This window comes from Natrarchaeobius halalkaliphilus (assembly GCF_003841485.1).
Lineage (GTDB): Archaea > Halobacteriota > Halobacteria > Halobacteriales > Natrialbaceae > Natrarchaeobius > Natrarchaeobius halalkaliphilus.
Genome location: NZ_REFY01000001.1, coordinates 338241 through 352510 on the forward strand (window position 1 = coordinate 338241; position 14270 = coordinate 352510).

Genomic DNA, 14270 nt, shown 5'->3' on the forward strand with positions numbered 1-14270 from the left:
CGGAGCGGGGAGGGGAGGGGACGGACCGGAATCGATCACCGAACGACGACGACCGGAACCGGTGACCGACGGACGATTTTCTCCGCGACGTTGCCGACGAACAGGCGATCGGATATCGATCCGCCATGAGCGCCGACCACGATCGTCTCGTAGTCGTCGGCGTGGGTGAGGATCGCACGAACGGGATGGCCCAGTTCGACGACGGTCTCTACGTCCGCGTCGCCGTCGGCGTTCGCGACGAGTTCGCGTGCACGGTCGAACGTCGACTGTGCGTGATCCTGTACTGTCTCCTCGAGATCGTCCGCAAGCGCCAGTCCCGTCGCCTCACCCCACAGCGGCGACGGTTCGCCCACGACGTGCAAGACGGTTATCTCGGCGTCCGGATACGCCTCGAGCGCGTAGGTGAGGGCCTGCTCGCTCATGGCGGAGCCGTCCATCGGAACGAGGGCGCGCGAGATCATACGCGTTCTACGCGAGGGGAGCGAATAAACGCCCGGGTCGGATTCTGAAAGTCATCCCACGAAGGGGAAGATGCTGAAGAAGCCGTAGGCGAGTAGCGTCGACATCGACGGGCCGATGATCCACATCGAGACGTACTTGATGACGGCCCGCGGGTTGAAGAGATCCCCCGCATCCAGCGCCGATTCGGATTCCTCCGCGCCGATTTCGGTGACCGGGGCCTCGGGTTCGGCCGTCAGCGCCCCCATGGCGATCTCCGCGTCCGAACTCCCGCGAATCGCCTCGCGAGCCGTGATGGGACGGGTCGCACGTCCCCAGCCGAGGCCGACGATCGTCATCACCGAGGACATCACGAGACTGATCGGAATGCCCATCCACGAGAGGGTGGTCGTGATCGTCGAGGCGGTTATCATGACGATCAGCGCCGCCAGAAGGGGAATGTCGCTCAGTTCGCTGCCGACGGACTCCATCGTTCGGCGCGCGATCGTAAACCCACCGAGTCCGATGGCGATCGTCGCGACGATGATCGCGGTGTTCGGCTCGAGCGCGTCGCTGCTGACCAGCGGCGCGACGGCGTTCGGGACGTTGCTCGCGCCGGCGCTGAATGCCATATAGCAGCCGATGACGAAGACGACGATCGTTCCCGCGAGTTCCTGCGTGGTGGTGTTCGGTCCGAATCCGATCGGCAGCCTCGAGCCGGCCGGGGAAAAGACGAGGAGCGGCCCCTCGGTGGACGTGATCTCGAAGCGTCGGTTGAGCTCCGGATAGACGTACCGCCCGATCGTCGCACCGACCCAGAAGCCGATGATCGGGGTGACGACCCACCACGAGACGATCCAGCCGATCGTCTCGAAGTTGAGCGTATCCGTCGCGAGGCCGAGTCCCGCGATCGCCCCGACGGTGGTCATCGACGTCGGAACGGGAACGCCGAAGACGTTCGCCACGAGTATGCCCATCCCGATAAAAAACAGGACGGCGACGCCGGCCGCCAGCGAGATTTCGATGTGGATGATGCCCTCGCTCAGCGTCTCCATGACGTTTCGTCCGACGGTCCAACCGCCGAGAAAGACGAAAAACGTCATGAGTCCGGCCGCGGTCGTCTTCCGCAAGAGCCCAGCACCGACGGCGGGCCCCCACGCGATCCCCGTCGAAGATCCGCCGATGTTGAACCCCACGAAAACGGAGGCCACAACTCCGACCAGAAGAAGGGTTTCCACCATCGGCCGACGATACGACTGTCCGCCTGAAATAGGTATTGGGCCCTACGGATACGTTATCTCGATTATCTCAGGTCCACCACTCGAGGCCGGCGAAGTCGGTGGCTTTAGGCGCACGCTCGACCAGCGTTCGGCCATGACTGCATTTCCGGAGTTCGAGGTGATACCTGCGGTCGACGTACAGGACGGCGAAGTGGTTCAGCTCGTCCAGGGCGAACGCGGCACGGAGCGGACGTACGGCGACCCGGTCGAGGCCGCCCAGCGCTGGATCGATGCCGGTGCCGAGACCCTTCACCTTGTCGATCTGGACGGTGCATTCGACGGCGAGCGGGGGAACGCCGAGGCGATCGATTCGGTCCTCGAGGCCGTCGACGTGCCGACCCAACTGGGCGGTGGGATTCGAACCGTCGAGGACGCCACGGGGCTGCTCGAGCGCGGGCTCGACCGCGTCATCCTCGGAACCGCGGCGGTCGAAACACCCGAGATCGTCGACGAGATCAGCGCGGAGCACCCCGACAGCGTCGTCGTCAGCCTCGACGCGAAAGACGGCGAGGTCGTCGTCGAGGGGTGGACCGAAGGGGCGGGTATCTCGCCCGTCGAGGCGGCCGAACGGTACGAAGAACTCGGTGCCGGCGCGATCCTCTTTACGAACGTCGACGTCGAAGGCAAACTCGAGGGCGTCGCGACCGAGCCCGTTCGGATGCTGGTCGAAGCAACCGACGTTCCGGTGATCGCGAGCGGCGGCGTGGCGACCCTCGAGGACGTTCGGGCGCTCTCCGATGCCGGCGCGGCCGCGGTCGTCGTCGGGAGTGCGCTGTACGAGGGGAGGGTTTCGCTCGCGGAGGCACAGGCCGTAGTCGACGAATAGTTCGCGAGTGTTCGATCGGTGTCGCTCATCCCTCGCACGTCGTCACGTCGCGGCTCACCGTCGTTCACCGCGACCCAGCGTGCGCCAGCGAGAGGAGTACCAGAACGCGAGCGTCAGGGATGAACACAAGATCAGGAGGAACAGCCCCCGAGAAGCCTTTCACACGCGATTACGACTTCCAGAACGCGGGTAACAGGAGTACGAGGACGGGAACGATCTCGATCCGGCCGATCCACATCATGACGATCATGATAGCTCGAGAGCTGGCCGGAAAGCCGGCGTAGTTGTCCATCGGACCGGCCATTCCGAACGCGGGGCCGATGTTCAGGAAGATCGAGGCGGCGGCTCCGAGCGCTTCGAACTCGCTGACGAACTCGCCCGCTCGAGCGGCGTCGACGACGAGGAAGATCGTGAGCGCAAAGAAGATGACGAGGGCGAGCATGACGTAGCCGAAGATGTCGTTGATCGTTTCTTCGTCGACGACGCCACCGCTGACGCGCACTGGACGAACCGCGTTGGGATGGATCGCGGTAAAGAGGTTCCGACGGAACGCCTTGAAGACGACCAGCCAGCGAAGCGACTTGATCGAACAGGTCGTACTCCCGGCCATCCCGCCGAGGAACATACACAGGAACAGCGCGTGTTTCGCGCCGGGCGTCCAGAGATCGAAGTTCGTCGAGGCGTAGCCGGTCGTCGTCACCAGCGAGACGACGTTGAACAACCCGTGGCGAACCGTCGCCTCGAGTCCCATGTCGATTTCGGGATCGAACGCGAGAATGGAAACGACGACCACGCCGAAGAAGACGAGCGTTCCGAGATAGAATCGAAGCTCTTCGGATTCGAACGGTCGGGTGAACTCGCCCCGTGAGAGATAGTACAGAAGCACGAAGTTGGTCGAGCCGATGATCATGAACGGCATAATCGACCACTGAACGATCGGTGAAAAGGCGCCGATGCTTTCTGCCTCGGGCGAAAAGCCGGCCGTCGCGACGCTCGTCAACGCGTGGGAGACGGCGTTGAACAGCGTCATGTTCGGCGCGAGTCCGAGGAGGTAGAGCGCATAGAAGACCGCGACGGCGAGGACGGTGATGCCGACGTAGATCTGCCAGATCAGCCGCGCCGTCTCGGAGATGTGCGGCCGGAGTTTGCGGACGTTTCTGGTTTGAGTTTCGGTCTCCATCAACTGAGCACCACCGACCATGAGATGCGAGAGCAATCCGATGGCAACGATCAAGATCCCCAGTCCGCCGAGCCACTGGATGAGCTGTCGCCAGAGCAAGGTGGCACGCGACTGGTTCTCGAAATCCCAGGCGTTCATCACCGTTGCCCCCGTCGTCGTGAGGCCGCTCATGCTCTCGAAGAACGCGTTGACGGGACCGTTGACGACTCCCGAAAACGACGAGTTTCCGTCCGCGCCCAGCCCGACGAGAACGAACGGAATCGCACCGACGATTGCGACGGCGAACCAGGTGAGTGCGACCATCAGGAGCGATTCGCGCTGACCGAGGTCGGGATCGTCGCTCAGACGCTCGAGGGCGAGTCCGGAAACGATCGTGACGGCCATCGCGATGAGGAACGGAAGCGGATCGGTGCCGTCGAGGACGGCGAGCAGTGCAGGTGCTGCGAGCGGGACGGACAACCACTTGAGTACGGTCCCGGTAAGGCTGCAACTCGAGCGCCAGTCGACGCGAACTCTCATCGGTTGATTGCTTCTGTGAGCGGAACAGAGATAATCGGTTCGGAGACGACCGCACCCTCACCGCGGGTTCGTGGACCCGAACTCACTCTCGGTTGTAGCCGTGGCCGACGTACAGCGCGAGAACGTTGAGAACCAGCAGCGTGAAGAACGCGAGGGTCACGCGAGGGTCACCGAGTCCCCGCGAGAGGAGGGGGACGTGGACGAACGGGAGCGCGATGGCGACCCAGAACGAGAGGAACTGTGCTGGCCCTTTGAGCGAGCGACGGAGGGGACGTCCCTCGCCCTGTGGGTCCGCGTCGGGGCTGGACGGACCGATAGATTCGTTGGGGAGTGGAGAGTGGTTTGACATCGAGTCGAGCGACCTCTTCGTACAACCGACATTCGTTGCGGATAGCATATAACGAGACGAATATTGGCTCAGTTTCACCCTATTTCAGCCCGGTAGCCACCACCAACCGATGTTTTGAGACCCTTCTAGAACGGAGGAGACGTTTTATCGGCGGATCTACTTCCGCCTGGTGATACTACAGTCTCACGCGTGCTGTGATCTACGGTCAACGCGCCGTCGAACGAACACAGCCGGCGGACCGGTGGCTCCGAGTCTCATCGGCCGCGGTCTCGAGCGGCGGACGGATTCGACGGCGGCGGCGAGCGCAATTTCCTTGTACTGGGGGAGAGATCGATCCGATATGTCTGAGCGAACGGCGACAGTGACGCGGGAGACGGCCGAGACGTCGATCGAGTGTGCGGTGGCGATCGACGGTGACGGTAGAGCCACGGTCGAGACCGGCATCGGTTTTTTCGATCACATGCTGACGGCGTTCGCCAAACACGGGCTGTTCGACCTCGAGATCGACTGCGACGGCGACCTCGAGATCGACGATCACCACACGGTCGAGGACGTCGCGATCGTCCTCGGGACGGCGATCGACGAGGCGCTCGAGGATCGGTCGAGGATCGTCCGGTACGCCGACCGACGGGTCCCGCTGGACGAGGCCGTCGCAGGGGCCGTCGTCGACGTCAGCGGTCGTCCACGATACTACTTCGAGGGGACGTTCTCCCAGGACGAAATCGGCGGGTTTACGAGCGATATGGCGAGACACTTCGGGGAGTCGCTCGCGATGAACGCCGGCCTGACGCTCCACCTCGAGGTCGACGGCGAGAACGCCCACCACGAGGTCGAGGCGTTGTTCAAAGCGCTCGCGCGCGCCCTCGACGACGCGACCCGAGTCGACGACCGCCGAGAGGGAACGCCGAGTACGAAAGGAACGCTCGAGTGACCGCCGGTCGTCGTATCGCTCGCGATCGAGACGTTCGACGACCGGCTCAAAATTGTGGTGCGAATAGTCCGAGTTCCGCTAGTAGGCCGAGTTCCGCTACGATCGATAGAGCGTTCCGCCGCGCTCGCTGAACTCGTCGCGTTCGAGTGCGTGATCGACGATCGCTTCGGCCTCGCGAGTCTCGAGGTCGTACGCGCCGGCGGCCAGTTCTTCGACGGCCGTTCGCTCCATCGGGAACTCGCGGTTTCGCAACAGACGGATGGTTTTGGCGTACGTCTGCGGCGCTCGTAGCCGACCGTCGTCGCCGCTCGAGTCGGCATCCACCGCAGTCTCGGATTCGGTCCGTGCTGAGGAGTCGGACCCCGTCGCGCGTTCGTCTCGAGTGGACGGTTCTGGCGCGGGGTCGCTGTCTGAGCCGGCGTCGTCTGACTCACCGGAACCGGCCTCCTCGGACTCGGGGGTCATGATCCCGGTTTGTTCCGCCTCGCCCGCTCCCGGGTCGTCCGCCCCTTCGCGTTTGCCGGCCGGTTCGTCTTCGGCGGCCGCGCCAGCCTCGCGTTCGAACGTAATTCCGGTCCTCGAGTCCCCGGTGGAAGCGGGCTCAGAGCCAGCAGTGGACGCCCCGGCGTCTTCGTTGGCTGTCGATCCAGCGGCCGTTTCGTCGTCGTCCACCCCGAGGCGAGCGAGCAACGGCTCGAGGACGGTCTCGAGGCGTCCCTTGCAGTCTCGACAGAGGACGACCCGTCGCCGCTCGTCTTCGGCGGGTTCGAGCTCGGCGGGGACGGCTTCGAAGGTCCCCGCCGCGTCGCCGTCACAGAAATCACAGCTTCGAAGTCCGCGCATGACCGGTGGTTGTTTCCGATCCCCTAAAAACGTCAGTCAGACGTGGTCGTTCCTCGAGTTCGCCGCGAATTCGATCAGTCGAGTGCGTCCTGGATGCGATCGGGAGTGATCGGGATTTCGCGGACTCGAGCGCCGACAGCGTCGTACACCGCGTTTCCGATCGCGGCGGCGGTCGGGCCCTGGGAGGCCTCGCCGGTTCCGAGGTACGGTTCGCCCGGCCGATCGATCAGCTCGACGTGAACGTCGGGAACGTCGGGGAACGTCAGGATCGGATACGATCCCCAGTCGGTGTCGGTGACGCCCTGTGCGTCGAAATCGACGTCCTCGAGCAACGTCCAGCTGGCCGACTGGATGATTCCGCCGCGGATCTGCTGTCGAACGCCGATCGGGTTGACGATCTCTCCGGAGTCGTCGGCGGCGACGGCCCGGTCGACGGTCACCTCGCCCGAGTCGGAGTCGACGGTTACCTCGACGACGACGGCGGCGTACGCCGAGAGGTTCTTGTACTGGGCGAAGCCGATCCCGATCCCCTGATCGTCGTTCAGGTCCGGATCGGCCCACCCCGCTTCTTCGGCCGCCGTCTCGATGACGTCCCTGGCTCGCTCGTCCGCCATGTGCTCGAGACGGAACTCGACCGGGTCCGTTTCGGCGGCGTGTGCGAGTTCGTCGACGAACGACTCGAGCGCGAAGACGTTCGCGTAGCCGCCGAGGGCGCGAAGCGCCGAGACGCGAACGTCCGGCTCCGGAAGGAAGTGGTGCGTGATCTGCGTGTTCTCGAGTTCGTAGAGCGGGATCGAGTTTCGAGTGCCGCCGCCGGTCGGAAGCGGAATGGGTGAGTTCTCGCGTGTCTCGATCGCATCCTCTCGGTACATGCCCGCCAGCAGCGGCTGTCCCGGCGGTCTCGTCGAGTGGGGATAGCTCCAGACGTCGTACTCCCAGCCGACGATCGTACCGTCGTCGGAGAGCCCAGCGCGGGGTTCCATCAGCATCGCGGAGCCGAGTGGTTCCCACTGGTTTTCGTCCTCGCGCATCCACTGGACGCGGACGGGCTGTCCCTCGACGGCGTAAGTGAGCATCGCGGCGTCACCGGCGACGTCGTCGGCTCCGTTGTGGCCGTAACAGCCCGATCCCTCCAGATGGGTGCAGTTGACCTCGTCGATCTGTTTGGCCTCTACGAGCTCCTCGAGCGCTTCCTGGAGCGGGTAGACGCCCTGGCTGTGGGTCCAGACGTTGAGAACCCGTTCCTGGTCGTCCGCAACGATCTCGGCTACGGCGCAGGAGGGACCGATCGAGGCGTGCATCTGGTACGGCCGTCGGTACTCGGCCTCGAGTGTCTCGGCCGCATCCGAGAGGGCCGCCTCCGTGTCGCCGTCCTCTTCGACGACGGTGTCGTCCTGCGTGTCCTCGCGGAGATGATCGTAGAGGTCGTCGCGGCCGGGCAGGCTGTCTTCGACGTTCCACTCGGCGCCGTCTCGAAGCTCTTCCATCGCCTGAATCGCTTGCCACTCCGTCTGCGCGACGACGCCGAGGAAGTCTCCGTCGCGGACGATTTCGATGACGCCGTCCATCTCGGCCACCTCCTCTTCGTCGACGGACTCGAGTTCCGCGACGTAGCCGGGCGGTCGAACGACACGTCCGTGGAGTAGCTCTTCGGAACCGACGTCTTCCCGATCCTCGCCCTCGTCCTCGCCCTGGATGTCGGCACCGCCGCGAGCGTCCGATGGACGGCGCAGATCCTGGACGTAGCTGGGGTCGCCAAATATTTTGCCCGGAATGTCGACGCGCGCTCGCTCACTCCCGACGATGGCCTTCTCGTCGGGCGGTTTCGTCTCGACATCCGCCGAAACGTCCGTCGCGAACGACTCGTCCTCGACGACGTCCCAGTAGGTGATCTCGTTTCCGCCGCCGTCGGTGATCGTTCCGTCCTCGACGGAGAGCTCGCCCGGCTCTCCCCCGAGTTCCTCCGCTGCCGACTCGAGCAAGATCCGTCGAGCCTGTGCCGCGGCGTACGTGATGGCCGTCCCGCTGTCTTCCATCGACTGGCTGCCCGCGGTGTATCCCTCGTCGGGCGTCGTCTCGGTCGCCGCGGTGACGAGATCGATTCGACCGAATTCGACCTCGAGTTCGTCGGCCGCGATCTGGGCAAGTGCGGTTTTGATCCCCTGGCCGAGTTCGACCTTTCCGGTGTACACCGTCACGGTGGCGTCGTCCTCGATTGCGATCCAGGCGTTCAGCTCCGGCGTGTCCTCGAGACTGCCGGGAAGCTCCTCCTGTGCGCTCGCGACGGCCGTGGTCGAGGGCGAGGTGAGGCTGAACGCCACGACGAGCGCGCTGCCCTGGAGAAATCGCCGCCTCGAGAGTGCTGTGTTCTCGGACATGATCAGTTCATCTCCTCGGCCGCGCGGTTGACGGCGGTTCTGATCTCGTCGTGGGTCCCGCACCGACAGAGGTTGTCCGCGAGAGCGTCGTCGATCTCCTCGTCGGACGGATCGGGGTTTTCCTCGAGGAGGGCGGCCGCCTCGACGATCATTCCGTGTATGCAGTAGCCACACTGGGCCGCCTGCGCCTCGATGAACGCCTCCTGTACCGGATGGGGATCGTCGCTCGTGCCGAGCCCTCGCGTCGTCGTCACCTCGCTTTCCGCGACGTCCTCGACGGGCGTCGTACACGAGATTACCGTTTCGCCGTCCACCAGCACTTCACAGGAGCCACACTGGGCGACGCCACAGCCGAACTTCGGTCCGTTCAGGCCGGCGTCGTTTCGAAGGACGTAGAGAAGCGGCTTCTCCGGATCGCCGGAAAACGACACCGCGTTCCCGTTTATGCTGAAGTCGATCCCCTCTTGGTTTTCGGTTTCCTGTACGCTCACACCGTCGGTCAGCGAACGGGACGCTCCCGGACTCGCCGCGTTGTACTCGTGTTCGCTCATGTCTGTCGTCCCACCCGAGCCGCGTCGGATCACGTCGGCCTCGAATGGCACGAGGAAGCCACCACGATCAGTCCTTTATCACTTTTTTAGCCGCGAGAGGACAGTCATCGCGATTTTGATGACTCGCTCACAGCTGCGCCGGTGACCGGCGAGAAAATAGAACGAAATGCTATTGGGATCAATCACGAAACACGAACCGTGTTCGACGAGATCATGGAGAAGTTCGAGGGGTCTCCGAGCCAACAGGCCGTTATTCGGCTGTTGCTCGAGCGCGGCTTCTCCGTCAACGACGACGGACGGGTGGTATCGGGCGGGATCGAGATACCGAACACGGGAATCGCCCGCGAGATCGACGTCGACCGACGGGTGGTCGACTCGACGACGGACGTAATCCTTGCCGATCCCGAACTCCGCCGCATCTTTCAGAACATCTCGCAGGTGCCGAGTCTGATGGATCTCGCACCCGTGTTGGATCTCACCGTGCTGTCGATCGCGGTTGCCGATCCCGAGCGCGAGGGCATCGTCGCCGGCGTCACCGGGACGCTTGCCGACAACGACATCTCGATCCGCCAGGCGATCAGCGAGGATCCCGAGTTCACCGACGAGCCGAAGCTCTACCTCATTACGGATCATAACCTTCCGGGCGACGTCATCACCCAGATCCGAGATCTGGAGTACGTCCGAAAGATCGAGATTCAGTAGCTCACTCGTCCGACGAGCCGTCGACCTCGAGGAGCGACCTGAGAACGCTCGTGAGTTCCTCGAACCGCTCCATCGAGAGCGAATCCGCCGTCACCCAGACGCCGTGATCGCCCCGGATGATCCGCGTCAGGTAGCCGTTTTCGAACATGCGAATCGTCGCGCCGTACTCGCCCAGTTGCGTGTTTCGGTACGCCGACTGCGAGCGAAAGCCCAGGCGCTCGTGATCAGCGAAGCCGATCAGATCCGCGGTCTGCTCGAGATCCGAGCGGAGGTACAGTTGATCGACGGTTTCGTCGGTAAAGTAGGTGATACTCCGCAGTTCGTCCCCGACGGCGGTTCGGCAGGCGCTGATCAGTTCGTCCGCAAACGCATCCTCGATCGATTCGCGACCCATGTCACTGGTTAGCATTTGTAGGCACAATAGTATACTGGATCGATACTATCTGCCCCGTTTGGGCGGAACGACGTCGGCTCCGGGGCCGGGGGACCGACGCGCTCTTTTTCGAGGCGACGGTACGGCCGGTATGGTCGAAGACGGGGGGCTCACCGACGAGAACGGCGTGATCGAATCCGGCCGCGGTGGCGGGCCGTGAGCCGAAGTTATCGGACGCTCGAGGAACCAGCAACGGCCGAGTTCGTCGTCCGTGGCTCCGAGTTCTTCGGCCACGCCCGGCCCGTCGATTCCGTCGATGCCGCCGAGGAGTTCGTCGAAACCGTCGCGACGGAGTACGCCGACGCGACCCACAACGTCCCCGCGTATCGCGTTCGAGCCGATGCCGACGGCGACCTCCTTCGGGAGTACTCGAGCGACGACGGCGAGCCCTCCGGTTCGGCCGGAAAACCGGCACTGAACGTCCTCACACGGCAGGATCTAGAGAACTGTGCGGTCGTCGTCACCCGCTACTACGGCGGCACAAACCTGGGCGTCGGCGGCCTCGTGAGGGCGTATTCCCGAGCGGTGAAAGACGCGGTCGAGGCGGCAGGAATCGTCGAGCGCCGTCCCCACGAAACCGTCTCAGTCACCGTCGCCTACGACGACTCGGGAACGGTCCGATCCGTCCTGGAAAGCGAGGGCTACGAGTTCGACGGGGAGTATCAAGCCGACGTCTCCTTTACCGTTCGCGTCCCCATCGCGGAGAGCGCATCTCTACGGGACCGGATTCGAAGCGCGACCAGCGGTCGGGCCGACCTCGCGTGATCGGTTGCACGCGGATGGCCCCCACTCGAAGGCCGGATCGATCGTCTCGAGCCCGGAGATCGGATCGATCGTCTCGAGCCCGGAGATCGGATCGACCGTCTCGAGCATCTGGGCCTCGAGGACGTGCGGATGATACGCGTGAAGTTGGCCGTAGAGGGTTTATTAGCCTATACTTTGAAAGTCGAAGTAATAACTGTTGAACGCTCGATGGTCGGGGTCCTCGGTCCGGCGATCGGCTCGAGCGAATCCACTCTGTGGTCCCCGACGGAAGCGTCCTCGAGCCGAAAAGTTCGCTACTGTCCGCGAAGTGGCCGTACACGGTATAGCGGTCCGTACGAGCACTGACGGGAGCGACAGCTGGGTATTCTGTTCTGACAAGAGCTATAAGATTGGTGTTATGATATCGATTTATGCCCGTCCCCGAAATCAGCGCGCCCCTCCCGCGCGATATCCTCCTCGGTGTGCTCGCACTCAGCCTCCTCACCGCACCACTGTGGGCCGGTGCAGTGGGCGTTGGTGACCCGGCGTACACGTACGATCGAGCGGAAGTGACGACGACTGACGCCGGAATCGAGTACGCGGATCCGGAAGAGGCCCCTCATAGAACGCCGATTAGCGATTCGATCGAGTGTGCCGGATGGGGCGGTGATATCCGCGCCTGTACCTTCGAGGAACACCTCCTCGAGGAAGGGGCGATTCCAACGGGAATTCACGCGACCAACCCGAACAGTACCTCGGTACCGTCCGTCGTTCAGGCCGACTATTACCGGTACGTCCAGATCGAGAACACGGTCTACGAGCCATCGTACTCCCCCAACACCTCGGCACAGCGCGAGGACGGGATGTATCGAGTCGATATGACGCTCGAACCCGTTGCTCCCGAAGACGCGCTTTACTGGGTGTCGCTCGGCGGTGACAGGGCCCCATCCGTCGTTGCCGAAACTGCACGGGAGGGGACGACAACCACCACAGCGGAGGTCGACGTCCCCGAGACTCCGATCAGACTCGAGGACGAGACGTACTATCGCGTCTATCAGGAGAGAGAGGTCGACGAGCCCTCGACGGCGGAGAGCGGACTTCGGTTCCTCCTCACGTACGTCGCTCCGTTCGGTAGCCTGTTCATCGCTGTTCGCCTCTCTCGACGGTTCCACGTCTCCGACACCGGTAGGCAGAACCGGTGAGGGATGGCCGCTGTTGACAGTTGACGAAAGGTCCGACGAAACAGCCCCCGAGTAGCGTGCGCTCATTGCCCGATCTCTCGAGCCGTGGCGAAATCGCGCTCCCGACGGCTGCTACAGCCTCGAATGGATCGTCTCGGCCGTCTTCTCTCCGATCCCGGAGACGCTCTGGAGATCCTCGAGACTCGCCTCGCGGACGTTCTCGACGCTTCCGAACCGGCCGAGCAGCCGCTTTCGCGTCTCGGGTCCGATTCCCGGCACGTCGTCGAGAACCGTCTTCACCTCGTCGCGGATCGTCCGGTGGTACTGGACAGCAAAGCGGTGGGCCTCGTCGCGCACGCGCTGAAGGAGGTGCAGGTGGGGTGCGTCCGACGGCCAGGAGAACTCGCGATCGGGCGTGGTCACGCGCTCTTCGGCCTTGGCCAGCGCGATCGCGGGGACGTCCCAGCCGACGTCCGCAAGCGCCGACCGCGCGGCCTCGAGTTGACCCTCGCCGCCGTCGATCACCAGCAGGTCGGGATCGGGCCGGTCGTCGCGGCCCTCGACGGCGCGGCGAGCGCGCCACTCGAGGAGTTCGCGCATGTTGTCGTAGTCGTCGTTCTGCTCGAGAAGCTTCTTGCGCCGGTAGTCGGCCGTCTCGGCGCTGCCGTCGACGAACGTCACGTTGGCCCCGACCGCGGCTTTTCCCTGGGCGTGGCTCACGTCGAAGCCTTCGATTCGGTTGGCAGCGCCGATCTCAAGTGCGTCCGCGAGCATGCCACACTCGTCGTGCCCGCCGACGTTTCGCCGGGCGTTCTTCAGCGCGAGGTCGACGAGCTTTGCCTCCCGACCCGCGCCCGGAACGCGAACGGAAACGCCCTCGGCCTCGAGCCAGGCCGTCACCTCGTCGTCGCCGTGGCGTTCGGGCAACAAGAGAGCGTCGGGGAGTTCGCGCTCTGCGTAGTACTGTACGAGGAAGGCCGCGAGAACCGCGGGAACGCCGCCGCGCTCGCCGCCTGCACCTGCGACGCCTCCGACCGGTCCGTCCGCACCGTCGACGCCCGGCGTCTCGAGCGTGTGTCGATCCCGATCGACCAGTTTTCCGTCCTCCGCGCGCAGGCGGGCGACCGTCGCGGACTCGCCTTCGATCGCCGCCCCGAGAACGTCGACGGTTCGCTCGTCACCGACCGACTGGACCGCTTCGCCGCCCTCGCCGTGGAAGGCCTCGACGGCCTCGAGTCGATCTCGAAGGTTCGCCGCGCGCTCGAAGTTCTGCTGGGACGCTGCGGTCTCCATCGACCGACGCAGTGGATCGGCCAGCGCTCCCGTCTCGCCCTCGAGAAAGCGCTCGACGGCGGTGACGTCCTCGCGGTAGCTCTCCCGGTCGATCTCGCCCGTACAGGGGGCACTACAGAGTCCCATCTCGTAGTCGAGACAGGGGCGATCCCGGTTTTCGTACTTGTGGTCCGAACAGCCCCGAACGCCGTATCCCTCCCGCAGGGCCTTCACGACCGTTTCGACCTGTCTCACGCTGGTGTAGGGTCCGAAGACCGTCGCGGACTCGGCCGGATCGCGGGTCAGTTCGATGCGCGGCGCGTCGTGGTCGGTGAGCTGAACCATCGGGTACGACTTGTCGTCTCTGAGTCGGACGTTGTAGCGAGGCTGGTGGCGCTTGATCAGGTTCGCCTCGAGCAACAGCGCCTGCGTTTCGGTGTCGGTGATGGCGATCTCGAGCCCGTCCGCCCGGTCGACCATCCGACCGATCCGGGCGCTCCGCGGGTCGGCGTACGATCGAACCCGACTCCGAAGATCGACGGCTTTCCCGACGTAAAGGGTCGTCTCACCCTCCTGGAACTGATAGACGCCCGGCTCTCGCGGAAGCGACTGCGCGTGCTCGCGAACCCCGTCAGCGTTCATC

Annotated in this window: 15 protein-coding genes; 6 read left to right on the plus strand and 9 right to left on the minus strand. The window is 64.2% G+C overall.

What is annotated here, in order from left to right; genetic code table 11:
• Positions 1 to 35: 35 nt before the first annotated feature.
• Entirely contained in the window at positions 36 to 461 is a 426-nt protein-coding gene (locus EA462_RS01680) for a universal stress protein (protein WP_124176838.1), read from the minus strand.
• 51 nt (positions 462 to 512) lie between these two features.
• Positions 513 to 1679, minus strand: coding sequence for an inorganic phosphate transporter (locus tag EA462_RS01685; protein ID WP_124176839.1), 1167 nt, complete (start codon positions 1677 to 1679; stop codon positions 513 to 515).
• Positions 1680 to 1812: 133 nt separating this feature from the next.
• Here EA462_RS01685 and hisA point away from each other — a divergent pair, with 133 nt between their 5' ends.
• Complete coding sequence (gene hisA / locus EA462_RS01690) at positions 1813 to 2544, plus strand: 1-(5-phosphoribosyl)-5-[(5-phosphoribosylamino)methylideneamino]imidazole-4-carboxamide isomerase (RefSeq protein WP_124176840.1); 732 nt, start codon at positions 1813 to 1815, stop codon at positions 2542 to 2544.
• A gap of 169 nt (positions 2545 to 2713) precedes the next feature.
• Here the strand turns inward: hisA and EA462_RS01695 are convergent, their stop codons facing one another.
• Together EA462_RS01695 and EA462_RS01700 are read right to left on the minus strand one after the other, a co-directional pair.
• On the minus strand, positions 2714 to 4243 hold the full coding sequence (locus EA462_RS01695) for a TrkH family potassium uptake protein (protein WP_124176841.1): 1530 nt from the start codon (positions 4241 to 4243) through the stop codon (positions 2714 to 2716).
• Between the two features lie 82 nt (positions 4244 to 4325).
• Complete coding sequence (locus tag EA462_RS01700; protein ID WP_124176842.1) at positions 4326 to 4592, minus strand: hypothetical protein; 267 nt, start codon at positions 4590 to 4592, stop codon at positions 4326 to 4328.
• A gap of 340 nt (positions 4593 to 4932) precedes the next feature.
• Between EA462_RS01700 and hisB the strand changes: the two genes are divergently transcribed.
• On the plus strand, positions 4933 to 5523 hold the full coding sequence (hisB, locus tag EA462_RS01705; RefSeq protein ID WP_124176843.1) for an imidazoleglycerol-phosphate dehydratase HisB: 591 nt from the start codon (positions 4933 to 4935) through the stop codon (positions 5521 to 5523).
• A gap of 96 nt (positions 5524 to 5619) precedes the next feature.
• On the opposite strand, the gene EA462_RS01710 is transcribed toward hisB, so the two are convergent.
• From EA462_RS01710 to EA462_RS01720, 3 genes are all read right to left on the minus strand, one after another.
• A complete protein-coding gene (locus EA462_RS01710) occupies positions 5620 to 6366 on the minus strand; it encodes a hypothetical protein (RefSeq protein ID WP_124176844.1) in 747 nt (248 codons plus the stop codon).
• Between the two features lie 74 nt (positions 6367 to 6440).
• Positions 6441 to 8744 (minus strand): xanthine dehydrogenase family protein molybdopterin-binding subunit, encoded by a 2304-nt coding sequence (locus tag EA462_RS01715; RefSeq protein ID WP_124176845.1) that lies wholly within the window; start codon positions 8742 to 8744, stop codon positions 6441 to 6443.
• Between the two features lie 2 nt (positions 8745 to 8746).
• Positions 8747 to 9295, minus strand: coding sequence for a (2Fe-2S)-binding protein (locus tag EA462_RS01720; protein ID WP_124177177.1), 549 nt, complete (start codon positions 9293 to 9295; stop codon positions 8747 to 8749).
• Between the two features lie 198 nt (positions 9296 to 9493).
• On the opposite strand from EA462_RS01720, the gene EA462_RS01725 reads away from it, so the two are divergent.
• Positions 9494 to 9997 (plus strand): amino acid-binding protein, encoded by a 504-nt coding sequence (locus EA462_RS01725; protein ID WP_124176846.1) that lies wholly within the window; start codon positions 9494 to 9496, stop codon positions 9995 to 9997.
• A gap of 1 nt (position 9998) precedes the next feature.
• On the opposite strand, the gene EA462_RS01730 is transcribed toward EA462_RS01725, so the two are convergent.
• Positions 9999 to 10391, minus strand: a complete 393-nt coding sequence (locus EA462_RS01730; RefSeq protein WP_124176847.1) for a DUF7522 family protein — start codon at positions 10389 to 10391, stop codon at positions 9999 to 10001.
• Between the two features lie 195 nt (positions 10392 to 10586).
• On the opposite strand from EA462_RS01730, the gene EA462_RS01735 reads away from it, so the two are divergent.
• The 3 genes from EA462_RS01735 to EA462_RS01740 all read left to right on the plus strand — a co-directional run bounded on the left by EA462_RS01735 (position 10587) and on the right by EA462_RS01740 (position 12376).
• Positions 10587 to 11195 (plus strand): IMPACT family protein, encoded by a 609-nt coding sequence (locus EA462_RS01735; RefSeq protein WP_124176848.1) that lies wholly within the window; start codon positions 10587 to 10589, stop codon positions 11193 to 11195.
• Positions 11196 to 11199: 4 nt separating this feature from the next.
• Complete coding sequence (locus EA462_RS17675) at positions 11200 to 11328, plus strand: hypothetical protein (RefSeq protein WP_279386999.1); 129 nt, start codon at positions 11200 to 11202, stop codon at positions 11326 to 11328.
• Positions 11329 to 11605: 277 nt separating this feature from the next.
• Complete coding sequence (locus EA462_RS01740; RefSeq protein WP_124176849.1) at positions 11606 to 12376, plus strand: hypothetical protein; 771 nt, start codon at positions 11606 to 11608, stop codon at positions 12374 to 12376.
• A gap of 111 nt (positions 12377 to 12487) precedes the next feature.
• Here the strand turns inward: EA462_RS01740 and EA462_RS01745 are convergent, their stop codons facing one another.
• Positions 12488 to 14269 carry an excinuclease ABC subunit C gene (locus EA462_RS01745; protein ID WP_124176850.1) on the minus strand — a complete coding sequence of 594 codons (1782 nt, stop codon included), beginning with the start codon at positions 14267 to 14269 and terminating at the stop codon, positions 12488 to 12490.
• Position 14270: the final 1 nt, after the last annotated feature.

Bases quoted from the DNA above. Each gene is read 5' to 3' on its own strand.
- EA462_RS01700 (WP_124176842.1), bottom strand. From the start codon at position 4,592: ATGTCAAACCACTCTCCACTCCCCAACGAATCTATCGGTCCGTCCAGC.
- EA462_RS01745 (WP_124176850.1), bottom strand. From the start codon at position 14,269: ATGAACGCTGACGGGGTTCGCGAGCACGCGCAGTCGCTTCCGCGAGAG.
- hisB (WP_124176843.1), top strand. From the start codon at position 4,933: ATGTCTGAGCGAACGGCGACAGTGACGCGGGAGACGGCCGAGACGTCG.
- EA462_RS01715 (WP_124176845.1), bottom strand. From the start codon at position 8,744: ATGTCCGAGAACACAGCACTCTCGAGGCGGCGATTTCTCCAGGGCAGC.
- EA462_RS01680 (WP_124176838.1), bottom strand. From the start codon at position 461: ATGATCTCGCGCGCCCTCGTTCCGATGGACGGCTCCGCCATGAGCGAG.
- EA462_RS01730 (WP_124176847.1), bottom strand. From the start codon at position 10,391: ATGGGTCGCGAATCGATCGAGGATGCGTTTGCGGACGAACTGATCAGC.
- EA462_RS01710 (WP_124176844.1), bottom strand. From the start codon at position 6,366: ATGCGCGGACTTCGAAGCTGTGATTTCTGTGACGGCGACGCGGCGGGG.
- EA462_RS01720 (WP_124177177.1), bottom strand. From the start codon at position 9,295: ATGAGCGAACACGAGTACAACGCGGCGAGTCCGGGAGCGTCCCGTTCG.
- EA462_RS01695 (WP_124176841.1), bottom strand. From the start codon at position 4,243: ATGAGAGTTCGCGTCGACTGGCGCTCGAGTTGCAGCCTTACCGGGACC.
- EA462_RS01685 (WP_124176839.1), bottom strand. From the start codon at position 1,679: ATGGTGGAAACCCTTCTTCTGGTCGGAGTTGTGGCCTCCGTTTTCGTG.
- EA462_RS01740 (WP_124176849.1), top strand. From the start codon at position 11,606: ATGCCCGTCCCCGAAATCAGCGCGCCCCTCCCGCGCGATATCCTCCTC.
- hisA (WP_124176840.1), top strand. From the start codon at position 1,813: ATGACTGCATTTCCGGAGTTCGAGGTGATACCTGCGGTCGACGTACAG.